The organism is Vibrio sp. 10N.286.48.C11, assembly GCF_041469805.1.
In the GTDB taxonomy this organism is placed as follows: Bacteria; Pseudomonadota; Gammaproteobacteria; order Enterobacterales; family Vibrionaceae; genus Vibrio; species Vibrio crassostreae_C.
Genome location: NZ_JBFRLK010000011.1, coordinates 1 through 17,501, shown reverse-complemented (window position 1 = coordinate 17,501; position 17,501 = coordinate 1). Strand labels below are relative to the sequence as shown.

The 17,501-nt window shown below is 45.5% G+C and carries 15 protein-coding genes; 9 read left to right on the top strand and 6 right to left on the bottom strand.

What is annotated here, in order from left to right:
• Positions 1 to 31: 31 nt before the first annotated feature.
• Together mrcB and hrpB are read right to left on the bottom strand one after the other, a co-directional pair.
• On the bottom strand, positions 32 to 2,431 hold the full coding sequence (gene mrcB / locus AB4209_RS03565) for a penicillin-binding protein 1B (RefSeq protein WP_017063253.1): 2,400 nt from the start codon (positions 2,429 to 2,431) through the stop codon (positions 32 to 34).
• Positions 2,428 to 4,926: an ATP-dependent helicase HrpB gene (gene hrpB, locus AB4209_RS03560; RefSeq protein ID WP_372054859.1), complete on the bottom strand. Its 2,499-nt coding sequence runs from the start codon at positions 4,924 to 4,926 to the stop codon at positions 2,428 to 2,430. The genes mrcB and hrpB overlap by 4 nt, the downstream gene beginning before the upstream one ends.
• A 34-nt stretch (positions 4,927 to 4,960) precedes the next feature.
• Here hrpB and sfsA point away from each other — a divergent pair, with 34 nt between their 5' ends.
• From sfsA to panC, 7 genes are all read left to right on the top strand, one after another.
• Positions 4,961 to 5,686 carry a DNA/RNA nuclease SfsA gene (gene sfsA, locus AB4209_RS03555; protein WP_102394608.1) on the top strand — a complete coding sequence of 242 codons (726 nt, stop codon included), beginning with the start codon at positions 4,961 to 4,963 and terminating at the stop codon, positions 5,684 to 5,686.
• A gap of 135 nt (positions 5,687 to 5,821) precedes the next feature.
• Positions 5,822 to 6,268, top strand: a complete 447-nt coding sequence (gene dksA, locus AB4209_RS03550; RefSeq protein WP_004738189.1) for an RNA polymerase-binding protein DksA — start codon at positions 5,822 to 5,824, stop codon at positions 6,266 to 6,268.
• Between the two features lie 218 nt (positions 6,269 to 6,486).
• A complete protein-coding gene (gene gluQRS, locus AB4209_RS03545) occupies positions 6,487 to 7,362 on the top strand; it encodes a tRNA glutamyl-Q(34) synthetase GluQRS (RefSeq protein WP_372054857.1) in 876 nt (291 codons plus the stop codon).
• A gap of 183 nt (positions 7,363 to 7,545) precedes the next feature.
• Complete coding sequence (gene pcnB / locus AB4209_RS03540) at positions 7,546 to 8,901, top strand: polynucleotide adenylyltransferase PcnB (RefSeq protein ID WP_372054855.1); 1,356 nt, start codon at positions 7,546 to 7,548, stop codon at positions 8,899 to 8,901.
• Positions 8,898 to 9,383 (top strand): 2-amino-4-hydroxy-6-hydroxymethyldihydropteridine diphosphokinase, encoded by a 486-nt coding sequence (folK, locus tag AB4209_RS03535; RefSeq protein ID WP_004735459.1) that lies wholly within the window; start codon positions 8,898 to 8,900, stop codon positions 9,381 to 9,383. The genes pcnB and folK overlap by 4 nt, the downstream gene beginning before the upstream one ends.
• A 22-nt stretch (positions 9,384 to 9,405) precedes the next feature.
• A complete protein-coding gene (gene panB, locus AB4209_RS03530; protein ID WP_372054853.1) occupies positions 9,406 to 10,200 on the top strand; it encodes a 3-methyl-2-oxobutanoate hydroxymethyltransferase in 795 nt (264 codons plus the stop codon).
• An 8-nt stretch (positions 10,201 to 10,208) separates the two neighbouring features.
• Positions 10,209 to 11,099 (top strand): pantoate--beta-alanine ligase, encoded by an 891-nt coding sequence (gene panC / locus AB4209_RS03525; protein ID WP_017059434.1) that lies wholly within the window; start codon positions 10,209 to 10,211, stop codon positions 11,097 to 11,099.
• An 86-nt stretch (positions 11,100 to 11,185) separates the two neighbouring features.
• On the opposite strand, the gene AB4209_RS03520 is transcribed toward panC, so the two are convergent.
• The 3 genes from AB4209_RS03520 to AB4209_RS03510 form a co-directional block, all read right to left on the bottom strand.
• Entirely contained in the window at positions 11,186 to 11,956 is a 771-nt protein-coding gene (locus AB4209_RS03520) for an ABC transporter permease (protein ID WP_010435987.1), read from the bottom strand.
• 1 nt (position 11,957) lies between these two features.
• On the bottom strand, positions 11,958 to 12,875 hold the full coding sequence (locus AB4209_RS03515) for an ABC transporter ATP-binding protein (protein WP_017059435.1): 918 nt from the start codon (positions 12,873 to 12,875) through the stop codon (positions 11,958 to 11,960).
• A gap of 336 nt (positions 12,876 to 13,211) precedes the next feature.
• Complete coding sequence (locus AB4209_RS03510; RefSeq protein WP_017063247.1) at positions 13,212 to 14,843, bottom strand: SulP family inorganic anion transporter; 1,632 nt, start codon at positions 14,841 to 14,843, stop codon at positions 13,212 to 13,214.
• A 286-nt stretch (positions 14,844 to 15,129) separates the two neighbouring features.
• Here AB4209_RS03510 and can point away from each other — a divergent pair, with 286 nt between their 5' ends.
• Positions 15,130 to 15,798: a carbonate dehydratase gene (can, locus tag AB4209_RS03505; protein ID WP_017063246.1), complete on the top strand. Its 669-nt coding sequence runs from the start codon at positions 15,130 to 15,132 to the stop codon at positions 15,796 to 15,798.
• A 74-nt stretch (positions 15,799 to 15,872) separates the two neighbouring features.
• On the opposite strand, the gene hpt is transcribed toward can, so the two are convergent.
• A complete protein-coding gene (gene hpt / locus AB4209_RS03500; RefSeq protein WP_017059438.1) occupies positions 15,873 to 16,403 on the bottom strand; it encodes a hypoxanthine phosphoribosyltransferase in 531 nt (176 codons plus the stop codon).
• Positions 16,404 to 16,740: 337 nt separating this feature from the next.
• Here hpt and AB4209_RS03495 point away from each other — a divergent pair, with 337 nt between their 5' ends.
• Positions 16,741 to 17,346, top strand: a complete 606-nt coding sequence (locus tag AB4209_RS03495) for a LuxR/HapR/OpaR family quorum-sensing transcriptional regulator (RefSeq protein ID WP_019824386.1) — start codon at positions 16,741 to 16,743, stop codon at positions 17,344 to 17,346.
• Positions 17,347 to 17,501: the final 155 nt, after the last annotated feature.

Genomic DNA, 17,501 nt, shown 5'->3' with positions numbered 1-17,501 from the left:
ACTGTCCTTGTCATTCTTTCTTGTTACGACTTTACCACTGAAAAAGCTTCTTTAGCCACTGTTTTGGTTGACTTTCACAGCCCTTTTTAATGTTTCCACCCTCATCCCAAAGTGGCAGTTTAACTGCACCATCACAATCAAACTCTAAAGCCCCTTCAGAAGTTCGAGTAAAGTTAGCGGTGACAATTCCTGTCGGCCAAGGCAGTAATAACTGCTCGGGTGTTCTCTGTTTGAGATAATCGGCATAAACACGTAACGCACCACTCGAACCAGTAAGCTTAGTCGGCTTATTATCATCACGTCCTAGCCAGATGGTCGTCACTTCACGGCCATCTACGCCCACGAACCAACTGTCTCGGCTGTCATTACTAGTGCCAGTTTTACCAGCTAACCCTGCCCATGCAAACTGACCTTGTAGGAAACGGCCCGTGCCTTCCGACACGCCACGTTTCATTGCATAGGTTGTAAGCCAAGCGGCTTGCTGGTCAACGCTTTGTGATACACGAGGGATCGACTGATACAGAACCTCGCCATCGTTATCAACAACTGAGCGAAGCGCAGACAAAGGTGCTATACGCCCAGAATTGGTAATGGTTTGATACATCTGCGCAACTTGGAACGGAGTCAGTGAGAACGAACCCAAAAACATCGACGGCACTGGGCGAATCTCATTTTTATCGACCCCCAGTTTTCCAATCGTATCCGAGACACTATCAATGCCTAATTGCATGCCTAAACGAACAGTAGGTACGTTGTAAGACTTAGAAAGCGCCACATACAAAGGCACATCGCCACGGAACTTACGATCGAAGTTTCTCGGGCTCCACACGCTACCTTTACTGCCTTTCAAGCTCAGTGGCGTGTCTTTCAATGTTGTCGCCAACGTGTACTTCTGAGGCTGCTCTAGTGCGGTTAAGTAAATTGCAGGCTTGACCAAAGAACCAATTGGGCGACTCGCGTTCAAGGCACGGTTAAAGCCATCGTAGCCAGTACGCTTACCACCGACCATCGCCCGGATTTCACCGGTATTTCTATCCACGGCAATAGCTGCTGCTTCCAGCTTATTACCTGCGGTTTTCGATAAATCAGGCACCTTACGAGCAATCGACTTCTCTAACTTGTCTTGAGATACCGGATCCAGAGAGGTAAAGACTCGAATCCCTTTTTTCGCCTCAAATCGATCGCCGACATACTTCTTAAGCTCAATGTTTACTTGTTGGAAATAAGCGGGCTGACGGCTAGCAATGCGTGGGTTGTCTTGAATATCCAAATCACGACTCGCCGCCTCTTCGTATTGTCGCGGAGTTAAGATGTCTTGTTGCATCAATAAGCGAAGAACCAGATCGCGTCGAGTCTTAGCACGCTCAGGATAGCGAACCGGATTGTAATACGACGGTCCTTTCACCATACCCACCAGCAGTGCTAGCTGATCGATGCGCAGCTCTTGAATAGGTTGACCAAAATACAAACGAGACGCTAAACCGAAGCCATGAATCGCTTGCCCACCATTCTGTCCAAGATAAACCTCATTTAAGTAAGCCTCTAGGATACGGTCTTTGCTGTAACGATGGTCTAAGATAAGTGCAATGTAGGCTTCACGAACCTTACGCCACAATGTACGTTCACTGGACAGGAACAGGTTTTTTGCCAACTGTTGTGTCAGCGTACTACCACCTTGTACCGTTCGCCCAGCTTTGACGTTAACGACCATTGCACGAGCGATGGCCAGTGGCGACACACCATCGTGTTGATAGAAGTTTCGGTCTTCGGTTGCCAGTAAGGCATCAACCATCACTTCTGGGAACTGATTGCGTTTTAAGAACAGGCGCTGCTCATCGTTACTTTTCTCAAGCATGCCAAGCATTTTCGGTTCAACACGCAGGTAGCCCATGTCGCCTTTCTTCTCCAGCGACTGAATGCGAGTTAATTCGTTACCATTGAAGTGCAGCATCACATGACGATCCGCTTCCGGTCCATCAACAAACTCGAACGGACGACGAATCATTTCAATCTTGGTCGAAGAAGAAGAGTATTCGCCTGGGTGACGAGGCGCGTTCACCTTACGGTAATTAAGTACATCGAGCTCATTCTTAACCTGAACCAAACTCACCGGAGTTCCCGGAGACAGGTCTAGCACTCGCGCATAAACCACGGTTGGCAAATCAAACAGCTGACCTTCAAAGCGCTGTTTGACCACAGAATCAAGATAAATACCGACGAACAACAGCAATGCCGCAAGCGCTAAGCCCGCTTTCCAAGAAATGCCCCATAGGATCTTCAACCAACCTCTTTTGCCAGATTTCTTAGCCTTAGGTTTGGTCTTTTTCGCAGCCGCTCTTGGTTTTCTTGGCTTGGCTTTGGTCGCTGGTGACTTCTTTGCTGGCGCTTTTTTAGGTGGTGCCTTTTTTGGCGTTAACATTTTGGTCATCATCGATTCAACTGTCGTTTGGTTTTAGTGGTTGCTACATGGTTAGCAGGGTCATCCGGCCAAGGATGTTTTGGGTAACGGCCCTTCATCTCTTTTTGTACTTCTTTGTACGCGCCAGCCCAAAAGCCAGCTAAATCTTGAGTAATTTGTAGTGGTCGCTGTGCTGGAGAAAGGAGCTCAAGCACTACTTTTTTACGCCCTTGCGCGATCAATGGCGAGTCTTGTTCGCCAAAGACTTCCTGCATTCGCACTGAGATCACTGGTTCAGATTGATATTGATAACGAATGGCCTTCTTGCTGCCTGTTGGCATCAGATAGTGCGTTGGCAACCATTGGTCGATTTCTTGATTCAAAGGCCAACCAAGATAAGCCGACAATGCTTGCTCAATCGAAACACTAGACAGTCCTTTTGCCGACTTAATGCCATTCAGATAGGGAGATAGCCACTCATCAAGGTGTTCAATCAAACTCGCATCGTCCATCGCTGGCCAATCATGCTCAGGCATCCAAAGCTCTGCACTGCGTACACGCTCAACCAACTGCTTAGCCGAAGCTGTCCAATTTAAGCGATCCAACCCACATCGAGCGACATAATTGAGCAGCGCTTGGCTCGCCTGATTCGCATCGGGATCAGGTAAAGCTTTGGTGCTGATAATCAACTTGCCCAGAGATACACGCTGCTCAGCAACTAAACGGCCACGTTTCTCATCCCAATCGGCGTAATCGGAACGCACAAACAGTTTTGGAAATTCAGCTTCTAACTGTGCGATATCAACCGCGGTGGCTAAGAAAATCTGACTGGCTCGCCCTGTGCTGCGCATCAAATCAATCACTACGATATAGTTATTGTTCGCCAGTGGATCATCATCACGAACCTCAGCACCGTGGCCATTCGCCAAAAGGAAAGCACTGCTGGTCGCGCTTCTCACTTGTGCAATCCGGTCTGGGAAGGCAAAACAAAGCACTAATGGTAGCAATGATTCGTCAGCTTGTGACAAATCTAAGTGATGATTGAGTTTGCTCGCGAGACTTTTCGCTCGCTGCATCACAACGCTATTTTTGGAATGTTTTCTTTGCTTAAGTCGATGCAAAGAGTGTTGAATATCCGTCACATTGCGCTCCGGCTCTTCCAGCAAAGCAGCAGCAACAATCGCGACATTCAACAGAGCAGGACTACCTTGCTGCGCTTTAACCAACATGCTGGCAATACGAGGCTCTAGACCTAAACGTTGGACCTGTTTTCCTAATGCCGTAAATTGACCATTATCGTCTAACAATTCAAGAGTCTGTAAGAGTTGCTTGGCTTGCCCGATAGAAGCTTTGGGTGGAACGTCTAACCATTGCAGTTCATCAGCACTCGCAGCGCCCCATTGCGTCAATTCAGACACCAGCGAAGACAAATCAGAATGAAGAATTTCAGGTTCTGGTATAGCTGGTTGCTGCATCAGCTGCGTTTCGCTGTACAAACGAACGCACAAGCCCTCTTCAATTCGTCCCGCACGGCCCGCTCGTTGTTCAGCTGAAGATTGCGAGATTTTCACTTGCTCAAGCTTAGTAATACCGGTTTTCAGATCGAACTTCGCCACACGTTCAAGCCCAGAATCAACCACCAATCGAATACCTTCAATCGTCAAAGAAGTCTCAGCAATATTGGTCGCTAACACCACCTTTCGACGCCCTTTCTCTGATGGCGCGATCGCTTTCTGCTGTTGAGAAAAGCTGAGTTGCCCATACAGAGGACACACATCGATATCATTGGCGAATTGTTCTAGTTGAGATTCCACCTGCTTAATCGCAGAAACGCCCGGCAAAAAGGCCAGAAGTGAGCCTGACTCTTTCTCCATCAGAGAGCGAATCACGTTAGCCATTTTAGGGGCTAGATATTCATTTGCGTTAAGAGGCTGATAACGGAAATCGACCGGAAAGGTGCGACCTTGTGATTCAACGTATTTGGCATTCGGCAGCAAAGTTTGCAGAGCTTGTTGATCTAAAGTTGCCGACATCACTACCACTTTCAGATCGTCACGCAACGCCTCTTGGATCTCTAAGCTAAACGCCAATGCGGTATCGGCGTGAATACTGCGCTCGTGAAATTCATCAAAGATCACCATATCAACCCCTGTCAATTCAGGGTCGGTTTGGATCATTCTTGTCATGATCCCTTCAGTAACAATCTCTAAGCGAGTCGTACTGCTGCTTTTAGATTCACCACGAACTCTAAAGCCAATGCTCTCTCCCACCTTTTCTCCCAATTGGCTCGCTAAGTAAGTAGCAATATTCCTTGCAGCCAAACGCCTCGGTTCAAGCATGATGATTTTGCCTTGAACGGCGTTGGTCTTAACTAACTGTAAAGGGAAGAATGTTGACTTACCCGCACCGGGAGCGGCCTTTAGAATAAGTTGAGTGTGTGTTTCTACGCCAGCGAGCAGATCTGGCATCACAGCTTCTATGGGCAGTTGTGGCAATGGGAGAACCTTGTGGTGTAATGTTGGCAACATTGTACATAAAAACCTACCTGTCTAAATAAGTAATATGCACTTCAATCCGCCATTAGAGCCTGCGACTCTTATTAAACGCTATAAACGTTTCCTCACTGACATCCAACTTCCTGACGGTAGCGAGCGTACTATTCACTGCGCTAACACTGGAGCGATGACAGGATGTGCGACTCCTGGCAATACGGTGTGGTACTCAACCTCCGATAATGCAAAGAGAAAGTACCCAAACAGCTGGGAGATCTCAGAAACAGACAAAGGTCATCGTATTTGTGTAAATACTGCGCGGGCAAACCAGCTAGCAGTGGAAGCAATTGAAAATGGGACTATAGTTGAACTCTTAGGTTATAACGCGTTACGAACCGAAGTGAAATATGGCAGTGAGAATAGTCGCATTGATATTCTGCTTGAAGATAACGAAAAGCCGCCTTGCTATATCGAAGTGAAAAGCGTCACTTTGCTCGACGAGCTAGAAACGTCAACTAAAGGGCAAGGTTTTTTCCCTGATGCGGTCACAACCAGAGGCCAAAAACATCTGCGTGAACTCACAGAAATGGTCGAATCTGGAAATAGAGCCGTACTTTTATTCACTGTTTTACATTCAGGTATTGAAAAAGTGTCTGCGGCACACCATATAGACGCCAAATATTCGTTATTACTAAAACAAGCACAAGACGCTGGAGTTCAAGTGCTTTGCTATAAAGCAGAGCTCAGCAGTACTCAAATACAACTAAAACAAGCTGTTGAATTTATCAATAGCTAGGCAAAGATGCTGAACTAATCACATTGATTGCAAGTTTGAATAAGAGTATTTGCCACCATTCGTTCTTTCTGCTATAGATACCCGCCTTAAAATTAGCTGCTTTGCAGTTGACTAGGTGTAAATAGGAGATGCTGTATGCCAGAATCTAAGAAAAAAGCGCTAGGCATCCTAGCCATCGCAGGTGTTGAACCGTACCAAGAGAAGCCAGGTGAAGAGTACATGTCACCTGAGCAAACGGAACATTTTACAAAAATTTTAGCAGCTTGGCGCAACCAGCTCAGGGAAGAAGTTGATCGTACTGTGCACCACATGCAGGACGAAGCAGCGAATTTCCCAGACCCAGTTGACCGTGCTTCTCAAGAAGAAGAATTCAGCCTAGAGTTACGTAACCGTGACCGTGAGCGTCGTCTTATCAAAAAAATTGAGAAGACATTAGACAAGATCGAAGAAGACGATTTCGGCTTCTGTGATTCTTGCGGTATCGAGATTGGCATTCGTCGCCTTGAAGCTCGTCCAACTGCTGATCTTTGTATTGACTGTAAAACACTTGCAGAGATCAAAGAAAAACAGATGCAAGGTTAATTCTTGCAGATGTAAAGAAAGGGAGCCTTGGCTCCCTTTTTTGTTTGTTATCCAAGCGAAGTATTTCACACGCTTGATAGTAAATAGCAGCTTTAAGCCTTAGTTCTATACATCAAACCTTGTTCTATAGATTGAAGCTTAGTTCTAGGCATTAAAGCTCTTGTCAAACGTCTTAAGAATCGGCTACTGCGGTACCATTTAGATTAGGTTGTTCACTCATGAATTATATCGGGCGCTTTGCACCATCACCGTCAGGTCCTCTTCATTTTGGCTCACTTGTTGCTGCTCTTGGTAGCTACTTTCAAGCGAAATCTAACCAAGGAAAATGGTTAGTTCGTATGGAAGACCTCGACCCGCCAAGAGAAATGGCCGGCGCTGCAGACCTCATTCTTAAGACGCTTGAGGCTTACCATCTATTTTGGGATGGTGAAGTCGTCTATCAAAGCCAACGTCATGACTTGTATCAAGCTCAAATCGATCAATGGGTTGCTGACAATCAAGCCTACTACTGCCAATGCACCCGCAAGCAGATAAAGGCTTTGGGCGGCTTTTACAATGGTCACTGTCGAGATGTAGGCCTAATCGATTCAGGTGAACAGGCGGTGCGCTTGTGCATGGACTTTCCAGTAGAATCCTTTGATGATGTTCGCCACGGCACCATTCAAATCCCTAAAGCACTAGCTGTAGAAGATTTTATTATTAAACGCAGAGATGGATTGTTTGCCTATAACTTGGCCGTTGTCCTTGATGACATCGAACAAGGAGTAACAGAAGTCGTAAGAGGCGCAGATCTGATAGAACCCACCGGTCGACAAATCAGTTTGTATAAGACGCTCAAGCAAAAAACAGTGAGCTACTTGCACTTACCATTGGCAACCGATGGCTTGGGGAATAAACTGTCAAAACAGAACCATGCCACCGCGATAGATCTCGACACCCCAAAACCAACGTTACTCAACGCGATGCGATTCTTAGGTTTTGATATCCCGACGGCTCTTTGTGAGGCTTCAATGGATGAGATTTTATTGTGGGGCTGCCAGCAATGGAACGTCAGTCAGTTACCTGATAGTTTACAAAAAGAGCACTGTAATTAGCTCGAAACTCACGGCAAATAGCAAAAACGACACATAAAAATGCCATAACCAACCAATGTGGTTAAGCAGACGATGTTCTCAAATGGCTCGCGCTAAGCTATTATTAGCCGCAATTAAACTCTGCACTACCACTTTGGACTAAGAGAAAAACAAAGTTGGCGATACCTACTTTGTTCTAAACTAATGAATACAAACGACAATACCCCAAGCGAACAACGCGGATTCCACGAATTAGCTCTGAATATTTATACTCGTCAAGAGCACAATATTTCACGCAAGCAGATCAGCGACAACGCACTAAAAGTGCTATATCGCCTGAATGGTGCGGGTTTTGACGCATTTCTAGTCGGTGGTGGTGTGCGCGATATCTTATTAGGCTCTCAGCCAAAAGATTTTGATATTGCGACCAACGCAACGCCAGAGCAGATCAAACACCTCTTCAGAAACTGTCGCCTTATCGGTCGCCGTTTCCGCTTGGCACATATCATGTTTGGTCGTGACATCATTGAAGTGGCAACTTTCCGTGGTCACCACCAAGAACCATCAAAAAACGTTTCTGCACAATCGAAAGAAGGCATGCTGCTGCGCGATAACGTGTACGGCAGTGTTGATGAAGATGCAGAGCGTCGTGATTTCACAATCAACGCGATGTACTACAACATTGCAGACTACAGCATCCACGATTACGCGGGTGGTGTAGAAGATTTAGAAGATAAACTGATCCGCCTGATTGGCGATCCAGAAACGCGTTACCGCGAAGACCCAGTACGTATGCTACGTGCAATGCGCTTCGCCGCTAAACTGGATTTCGACATCGAAGAAGACACGGCTGACCCGATTGAAGAGTTAGCTCACCTTCTAAGAGATATCCCAGCAGCGCGCCTTTACGAAGAGTCTCTGAAATTACTGCAATCAGGTCACGGTTTAGAAACCTATCACTTGATGCGCGAGTACAATCTATTCCAACAGATATTCCCAGCGGTAGCGGAGCACTTCACTGAAGATTACGACTCACACACAGAGCAGATGCTTGATTTGGTTCTCGATTCAACCGACCTTCGCATCGAAGATGGTAAGCGAGTAAACCCAGCATTCATGTTCGCAGCGATGCTTTGGTACCCAATGAACAAGCTGGCAGACAAACTTGTCGCTGAACAGGGTATGGCACACTACGATGCGATCATGGAAGCGAGTAACATCATTCTAGATCAGCAAGTAAAGTCTATTGCGATTCCTCGTCGTCACACAGCAACCATTCGCGAAGTTTGGCAACTGCAACTTCGACTGCCTCGTCGCAACGGTAAACGCGCTGTTCGTCTAATGGAATTAAACAAATTCCGTGCAGGCTACGATTTCCTAGAAATGCGTGGTGAGATTGAAGGTGGCGAAACCAAAGAGTTAGCAAAATGGTGGGAGCGTTATCAGACTGCAGGTCGTAACATGCGTCAAGCAATGGCTAACGACGTTGCAGCACCATCAAAGTCAGGCCATCGTCGCCGTAAGACTTACCGAAACAAAAAGAGTAAGCAATCAGAATGATAACTGCTTACATTGCGGTCGGCAGCAACCTTGCCGACCCAGTTAGCCAAGCAAATTTGGCTATCGAAACGCTAAAAAGCCTACCGCGATCAACGTTTATTGCGACCTCTCAGCTATATAGTAGCACTCCAATGGGACCGCAAAATCAACCAGACTACATCAACGCGGTAGTCGCTATCCAAACCGAATTAACGCCAATTGAACTGCTTGATTGCACTCAAAAGATCGAACTAGAGCAAGGGCGTGTCCGTAAAGACGAACGTTGGGGACCAAGAACCTTGGATCTCGACATTGTGCTATACGGCAATGAGGTGATCGATTCAGAGCGCTTAATCGTTCCTCATTATGGAATGAAAGAACGAGAGTTTGTACTCTACCCGCTTGCTGAAATCGCACCAAGTTTACAACTCCCTGATGGGACTGAGCTGACAGAACTACTGAAAATAGTAGATAAGAACGGGCTCAATGTTTGGCAACAATAGCCAAGCGCATTAAGGAAAACCAATGAAAAAAGTAACCATTAACGACCTGATCAAATGCAAACGTGAAGGCCGTAAATTTGCGACTTCGACAGCTTATGATGCGAGCTTTGCTCAATTATTCGAAAGCCAAGAAATGCCAGTACTGCTTGTCGGTGATTCACTGGGTATGGTTTTACAAGGCCATAACGATACATTACCAGTAACCGTTGAAGACATTGCTTACCATACTCGCTCAGTGCGTGCTGGTAGCCCAAATTGTCTTCTTATGGCTGACATGCCTTTCATGAGCTACGCGACGCCAGAACAAGCTTGTGAGAGCGCAGCGACTTTGATGCGTGCTGGTGCGAACATGGTAAAAATCGAAGGCGGAAGCTGGTTGGTTGATACTGTGAAGATGCTAACAGAACGTGCAGTACCAGTATGTGCACACTTAGGCTTGACGCCCCAGTCTGTGAACATTTTTGGTGGTTACAAGATTCAAGGTCGTGACGACGAGCAAGCCGACAAAATGGTTGCTGACGCGTTAGCACTGCAAAACGCAGGCGCTCAAATCGTTCTACTTGAATGTGTGCCAGCTTCATTGGCAAAACGAATTACAGAAGCTTGTCACGTACCGGTTATCGGTATCGGCGCAGGTAATGTTACCGATGGTCAGATCTTGGTTATGCATGACATGTTCGGTATTTCTGCGAACTACATGCCGAAGTTCTCTAAGAACTTCCTAGCAGAAACAGGTGATATGCGTAAGGCAGTAGCTCTATACAAAGAAGAAGTAGAGAGCGCGCGCTTCCCTGATGAAGCTCATACAATCGCTTAGGAGTAAGTATGCAAACTTTTGCTGAAATAGCGGCTCTTCGTGAGCAGATTAAACAGTTTAAGCGTGATGGACGTACGGTTGCTTTTGTACCGACAATGGGAAACCTGCATGAAGGCCACCTGACTCTGGTAAAGAAAGCTCGTGAACTGGCCGACATCGTTGTGGTAAGCATCTTTGTAAACCCAATGCAGTTTGACCGTGCAGACGACCTAAACAACTACCCTCGAACGTTAGAAGCAGATTTAAGCAAACTAACAGGTGAAGGGGTTGAGCTAGTATTTACACCAACGCCAGAGGTGATGTACCCAGATGGATTAGACAAGCAGACGTTTGTTGAGGTCCCTGGCATATCTCACATGCTTGAAGGTGCCTCTCGTCCAGGTCACTTCCGTGGTGTATCAACCATTGTCACTAAACTGTTTAATATCGTTCAGCCAGACTTTGCATGCTTCGGCGAGAAAGACTTTCAGCAACTTGCTGTTATTCGCCAGATGACCACTGATTTAGCATTAGACATTGAAGTTGTCGGCGTTGCGACCGTTCGTGAAATGGATGGTTTGGCAATGAGCTCTCGCAATAGCAACCTAACGATTGACGAGCGCCAACGAGCGCCCGTTTTAGCGCGTACTATGCGCTGGATCAGCAGCGCTATTCGTGGTGGTCGCGATGATTACGCATCAGTGATTGAAGATGCTACTGACCAGCTACGCGCTGCAGATCTTCAACCTGACGAAATCTTCATTTGTGATGCTAAAACTCTGCAAGCGATCACTTCAGAATCAACTCAAGCAGTGATTCTAATGTCGGCTTTCCTAGGTAAGACGCGTCTTATCGATAACCAAGTTCTCGATTTGGTAACGGAAACCAAAGAAGAAGTGAAAGAAGAAACGACTGAATAGTCGGCTTCTGCTCTTAACGCAAAACAAAAAAAAGGTCGATGTTATATCGACCTTTTTCTTTACCTGTTACTTAGATGAACCAAAGGTTAGCTACGTAAGCCAATACCCTTTGTCACTAGGTAGTGTGCAATGCCATACAACAGCACGATAAACACACCTAGTACGCCAAACGACGTCACGATCCCCACATCAGACACACCCAAGAAGCCATATCTGAACGCGTTAACCATGTACACGATAGGGTTCAACTTCGATACACCTTGCCAGAATTCAGGCAATAGACTGATCGAGTAGAACACACCACCAAGGTACGTCAGCGGCGTTAAGATAAAGGTTGGGATAATAGAGATATCATCAAACGTGCGTGCGAATACCGCGTTAATCAAGCCACCCAAAGCGAATACTACCGACGTTAAAAATACCGTCGCAATGATCACGCCCCAATGGTCAACTTGTAAGTCGACAAAGAACAACGACACGAAGGTTACTATGGTACCCACTAACAATCCACGAACCACACCACCCATTACGAAGCCGGCGATAATCACGTAGTTAGGAACAGGCGCTACAAGCAGCTCTTCAATGTTCTTCTGGAACTTGGCACTAAAGAACGATGAAGCAACGTTGGAATATGAGTTGGTGATCACCGACATCATGATCAGACCGGGAACAATGTATTCCATGTAGCTAAAGCCGTTCATTTCACCAATACGCGCACCAATCAGGTTACCGAAGATGATGAAGTAAAGCGTCATGGTAATCGCTGGCGGCACCAGAGTCTGCACCCAGATACGAGTAAAGCGATTGATCTCTTTGGTCAACAAACTGCAGAAAGCGGTCCAATATAGGCTGTACATATTATTTACTCCCCTCACGGACGATACTCACAAATAGCTCTTCTAGACGGTTTGCTTTGTTACGCATAGAGAGGACTTTAACCTGTTGCTCGCTCAATTGAGCAAAGATGGTATTCAAACCTAGGTTCTTGTCGATTTCGATTTCTAGCGAGCCATTGACCATCACTTGGCTATTCACGCCTTCAAGCTTAGGTTCAGTCGTGCCCTCTTCCAGATCCAGAATAAAGGTCTCAGCACTCAATTTGCCCAACAGCGCTTTCATTGTTGTGTTCTCAATCAGCTCACCGCGATTGATGATACCAATGTTGCGACACAGCATTTCTGCTTCTTCTAGGTAGTGCGTGGTCAAGATAATGGTAATGCCCTGCTTCTCATTGATCTCTTTTAGGAATTCCCACATTGAACGACGTAGTTCAATATCAACGCCTGCTGTCGGTTCATCAAGGATCAACAAATGAGGTTCATGCATCAATGCACGCGCGATCATCAAACGACGCTTCATACCACCAGACAAGTTACGCGCGCGTTCGCCACGCTTTTCCCACAGATCGAGTTGAGATAGGTACTTTTTCGCTCGCTCTTTCGCTAATGCTTTTGGCACGCCGTAATAACCCGCTTGTTGCAGCACGATCTGTTCAACGGTTTCAAACGGGTTAAAGTTAAACTCTTGAGGCACAAGGCCTAAGTTCTGCTTCGCCAATTCCAGATCGGTATCAATGTCGTAGCCGAACACTTTAACCTTGCCTGACGTTTTATTTACCAGTGAAGAGATAACACCAATGGTGGTTGATTTACCCGCACCATTGGGACCAAGTAGTGCGTAAAAGTCGCCTTTTTCTACTTGTAAACTAACGCCCTTAAGAGCCTCGAAGCCCCCAGCATAAGTTTTTCTTAATTGCTCAATTTCTAATGCATACATAGAGATAGACTGCCATTTGCTATAGATAAGATGTAGACGACCGAGCTTGAGGAAGAGAGTAATGCTTAAAACGAGCTAGCAGAAAACTAACCCAAACTTGTTAACTCGGCCATTTTGCAAACAAGTTTATCGTTGATTGACGATTAATACAAATATCGTGTGAGAGTTTCTTTCGAAAACAAATAAGCGTCTTGGCTACGTGAAGACTAAATCAACGTTCAATAAATATAAAAATGCCGCTAAGTGATTCACTTAACGGCATTAATGATCAGTCTTGAAGTGAGCGTCTATGGCTTATTCATATCAGGTCATTCATATCAGCTTATTACTGAAAAATTAAACTGACTCAAATTGATGCTCATCTCTGTCGACATAGCTTGTTGCTGCCGTCAGGGCTTCATATCTGAATCGATAAGTGTTGGATTCAGGTACTAGGTCAATCACGTGGAACTTCTCTAGTTGTTGACGAGTATTCTCATTAGGACACAGCAGATACACCTCACACTGCGCATCCAATGCATCTTTAATCGCATTCTCTAGCGCTAGGCCAACAGTGACATCAATCATAGGCACATCTGTCAGGTCTAGAATCATCGCTTCATAGTCAGAGATACTTGAGTGCTGACGTGAAATCGCCTTTGAAACGCTGAATATCATCGGCCCTGATAGGTAGAAGAATAGCACCTTACCATTGGCACTATCGAGTAACTGACGTTCGCTATCAGTCAATGGGATATCGTCTTCATCATCACCATCACTGATCGCCTTAACTTGTCTGGCTTGCTCTCGGCTTAATCTTTCAATAATCAGAATATTCGAGATAAACACACCCAGTCCAACGGCAATAATCAAGTCAACAAACACAGTCAATAGCATCACGCCGTACATCACGCCCATGCCGGCATAGCTAACCTTGTGCGCGCGCTGGATAAAGCTCCAATCTAGGATATTGAAACCAACATACATCGCGATACCAGCCAGCACTGCCATAGGAATCGGTTCTGTTAAACCACCTGCAACCAATACCACGAGCGCAAGTACTAAAGCTCGAATAACACCTGAAAGCGGAGAACGCGCTCCCACCTGAATATTGGTTACAGTCCCCATAGTGGCACCCGCGCCAGGTAGTGCACCAAACAGGCCAGAGATCATATTGGCAATGCCTTGGCCACGAAGCTCTTTGTCTGAGTCATGCTCTTTACGAGTCAATGAATCTCCGATAACCGCGGTCAAAAGCGTATCAATACAACCTAATGTACCAAGCACCAAGGCATCGATAACCATAGTAGTAAACTGTTCAGCGCTGATCGTAGGGATAACGAGGGAAGGTAAACCAGCTGGGATTTCACCAATACGGCGAATAGAGTCGGTATCAAAAATAATGACGGACAAGAGCGTTACAGCCACTAACGCGACCAGTTGAGCAGGCACATACTTACGATACTTAGCGGGGAAGCCAAAAAGAATACCGAGTGTCAGAGCACCTAGAAATAGCTCACTCACTTTTAAGTTTGCTAGCGTATCAGGTAAAGCAGAGAGCGTGCCCATTACACCACCGGATGGAGCGGCATGCCCTAACAATGGAGACAGCTGCAAGATAATCAGAATAACGCCAATGCCCGACATGAATCCGGAGATCACGCTATATGGCATCAAAGTGACGTATTTTCCTAGCTTTAACGTACCAAGTAATATCTGGAATGCACCGGCCATCATCACGACAGTAAAGGTCATTGCCATACCCGTTTCAGGATATTTAGCAACCATACTCGTCATTACGGCAGTCATGATCACCGTCATCGGGCCGGTAGGTTCAGAAATCAAACTACTCGAACCGCCAAACAATGCTGCAAATAGGCCAACCATAATGGCGCCCCACAAGCCAGCTTCAGCTCCCGCGCCAGAAGCAACACCAAATGCCAATGCTAAAGGTAACGAGATGATGGCTGTAGTTACACCGCCAAACATATCCCCTTTGAGATTGATATCCGTAAAACGACTTCCAAACAAAACACACCTTCCTGATGATGAAATGACAAACCTTATCACTTTAGCAAATGTATCAAGTGTTCAGAAAGTGTTAATTCAATCACATTATTCATGTCTTATAACCGGATTATTGATAGTGGGCTAAGTTTATGATTTTCCGTACTAGAACACGTCAGATGAGTACATTTTGACGCAGTTTTTACGAGATTGAATTTGTAACATTGTGTATAGTTAAGCATCTTAATTGAGGGATGTAAGAAGCAAGATGCCAGAAATAAAACAGCTTTTTGAGAACAATTCCAAATGGTCTGAAGAAATTCGCTCTGAAAGACCTGAGTATTTTACAACGCTTGAAGAGGGTCAAAGCCCTGGTTTTCTATGGATAGGTTGTTCAGATAGCCGAGTTCCAGCCGAGCGCCTGACTGGCTTATATTCTGGAGAACTGTTTGTTCACCGAAACGTGGCCAACCAAGTGGTTCATACAGACCTAAACTGTCTATCTGTTGTTCAGTACGCAGTAGATGTGCTTAAAGTGAAACACATTATTGTCTGTGGTCACTACGGTTGTGGCGGTGTTAACGCGGCGATTGATAACCCTAAACTTGGTCTTATCAACAACTGGTTACTGCACATCCGTGACAATTACCTAAAATACCGCAAGCAAATCGAGGGGCTTCCTCGTGAGCAATGGGGTGACAAGTTATGCGAAATTAACGTCGCAGAACAGGTTTATAACCTAGGTAACTCAACCATTATGCAAAATGCGTGGGAGCGTGGCCAAGACGTTGAAATCCATGGTGTGGTTTATGGTATTGGCGATGGCAAGCTACAGGACCTTGGCGTACGTTGCTCAAGTAACGATACTTTAGAGAACAGTCACTTAGATGCATTAAACAAGATCTTAACGACGCCTCTTCTTAGTCAACAAAGCTAACCCATTCCGTCATATATACAAAAAGCCCGCATCAAGCGGGCTTTTTAATGACTTCTAAACCACAAGCGTAATGATTACTCTTGAGGTACTACCTTACCGATGTACGGTAGGTGACGATATTTTTGTGCGTAGTCGATACCAACACCAACAACAAACTCGTCAGGGATTTCAAAACCAATCCACTTAGTATCTACCGTCACTTCACGGCGAGAAGGCTTGTCTAATAGCGTACAAATTTCGATAGACTTAGGACCACGTAGGCTCAGAATCTCTTTTACTTTAGTCAGCGTGTTACCTGTATCGATAATATCCTCTACAAGTAGAACGTCTTTACCTTGGATATCATCATCAAGATCTTTCAAAATACGAACATCACGTGAGCTTTCCATGCCGTTGCCGTAGCTAGACGCGGTCATGAAATCAACTTGGTGAGTTAAATCGATAGCACGAGCAAGATCTGCCATAAAGACAAAAGATCCACGCAATAAGCCAACTAAAACTAGATCTTCACTACCGTTGTAGTGTTCCGTGATCTGTTTGCCTAGTTCGTTCACTCGATCCTGAACTTCTTGCTCAGAGATCATGACTTCAACTGTATGCTTCATACTGCTCTCATTCTATTTGGTGATTGCGACGAATGTTGACAGTTTCGTCAGTTGTGTCGCTCAATTTTGTGCGTAAGTCTAGCACTGCTCAAATACCCACACCACCTTATGGTTCGAATTTACTGTCAGATTCTCCACGAAATGTGCGCTGGTGCCTTATCCAATACTCGTCTCCTTTCACATCAATGCTGATCACGCTTTATGTATCAAGTTTGATGTAACTGTCTATAAAACAAGCTGAAAGGATTGACCATTCGCATATGCACCATTACACTCATCTTGGCTTAAATAATAATAAAATCATTAATATAAAAATTTCGTTGGCAAGGAAAATAAAATGGACTCAATATCTAAGAGACCTAGAACTAGGCTTTCACCTTTAAAAAGAAAACTTCAATTGATGGAAATCGCTCTTGAGGTATTCTCTCGCCGCGGCATCGGTCGTGGTGGACACGCTGATATTGCAGACATCGCTCAGGTGTCTGTCGCAACGGTATTTAACTACTTCCCAACCCGTGAAGATCTGGTTGATGAAGTACTAAATCACGTTGTACGCCAATTCTCTAACTTCCTTTCAGACAATATCGATCTGGATATTCACGCAAAACAAAACCTACATAATATTGCGACTGAAATGGTGACGTTAGTGGCTCAAGATAGCCATTGGTTAAATGTATGGTTCGAATGGAGCGCTTCGACTCGTGATGAAGTATGGCCGCTATTCGTAACAACGAACCGCACTAACCAAATGTTAGTACAAAACATGTTTAGCAAAGCGATTGAACGCGGCGAAGTCTGTGACGATCACGACCCTAAACATCTAGCGAATCTATTCCACGGCATTTGCTACTCGCTATTCATCCAAGCGAAACGTGTAGAAACGCCAGAAGAGCTTTCAAGCTTAACGGATAGCTATTTGAACATGCTGTGCATTTATAAATAGATTTGAAATTCGGTCTTCGAAAAAAACTTAGGGATTGGCGTATTGCGTCAATCCTTTTTTGTTTTTAGCACTCGCTCTTCGTATCCCGGAGCGCAGCGTACTCGCATCTCGGAGTGAAACGTTCCTGCGCCTTACTTCAGAATCGAGTAGGAGGA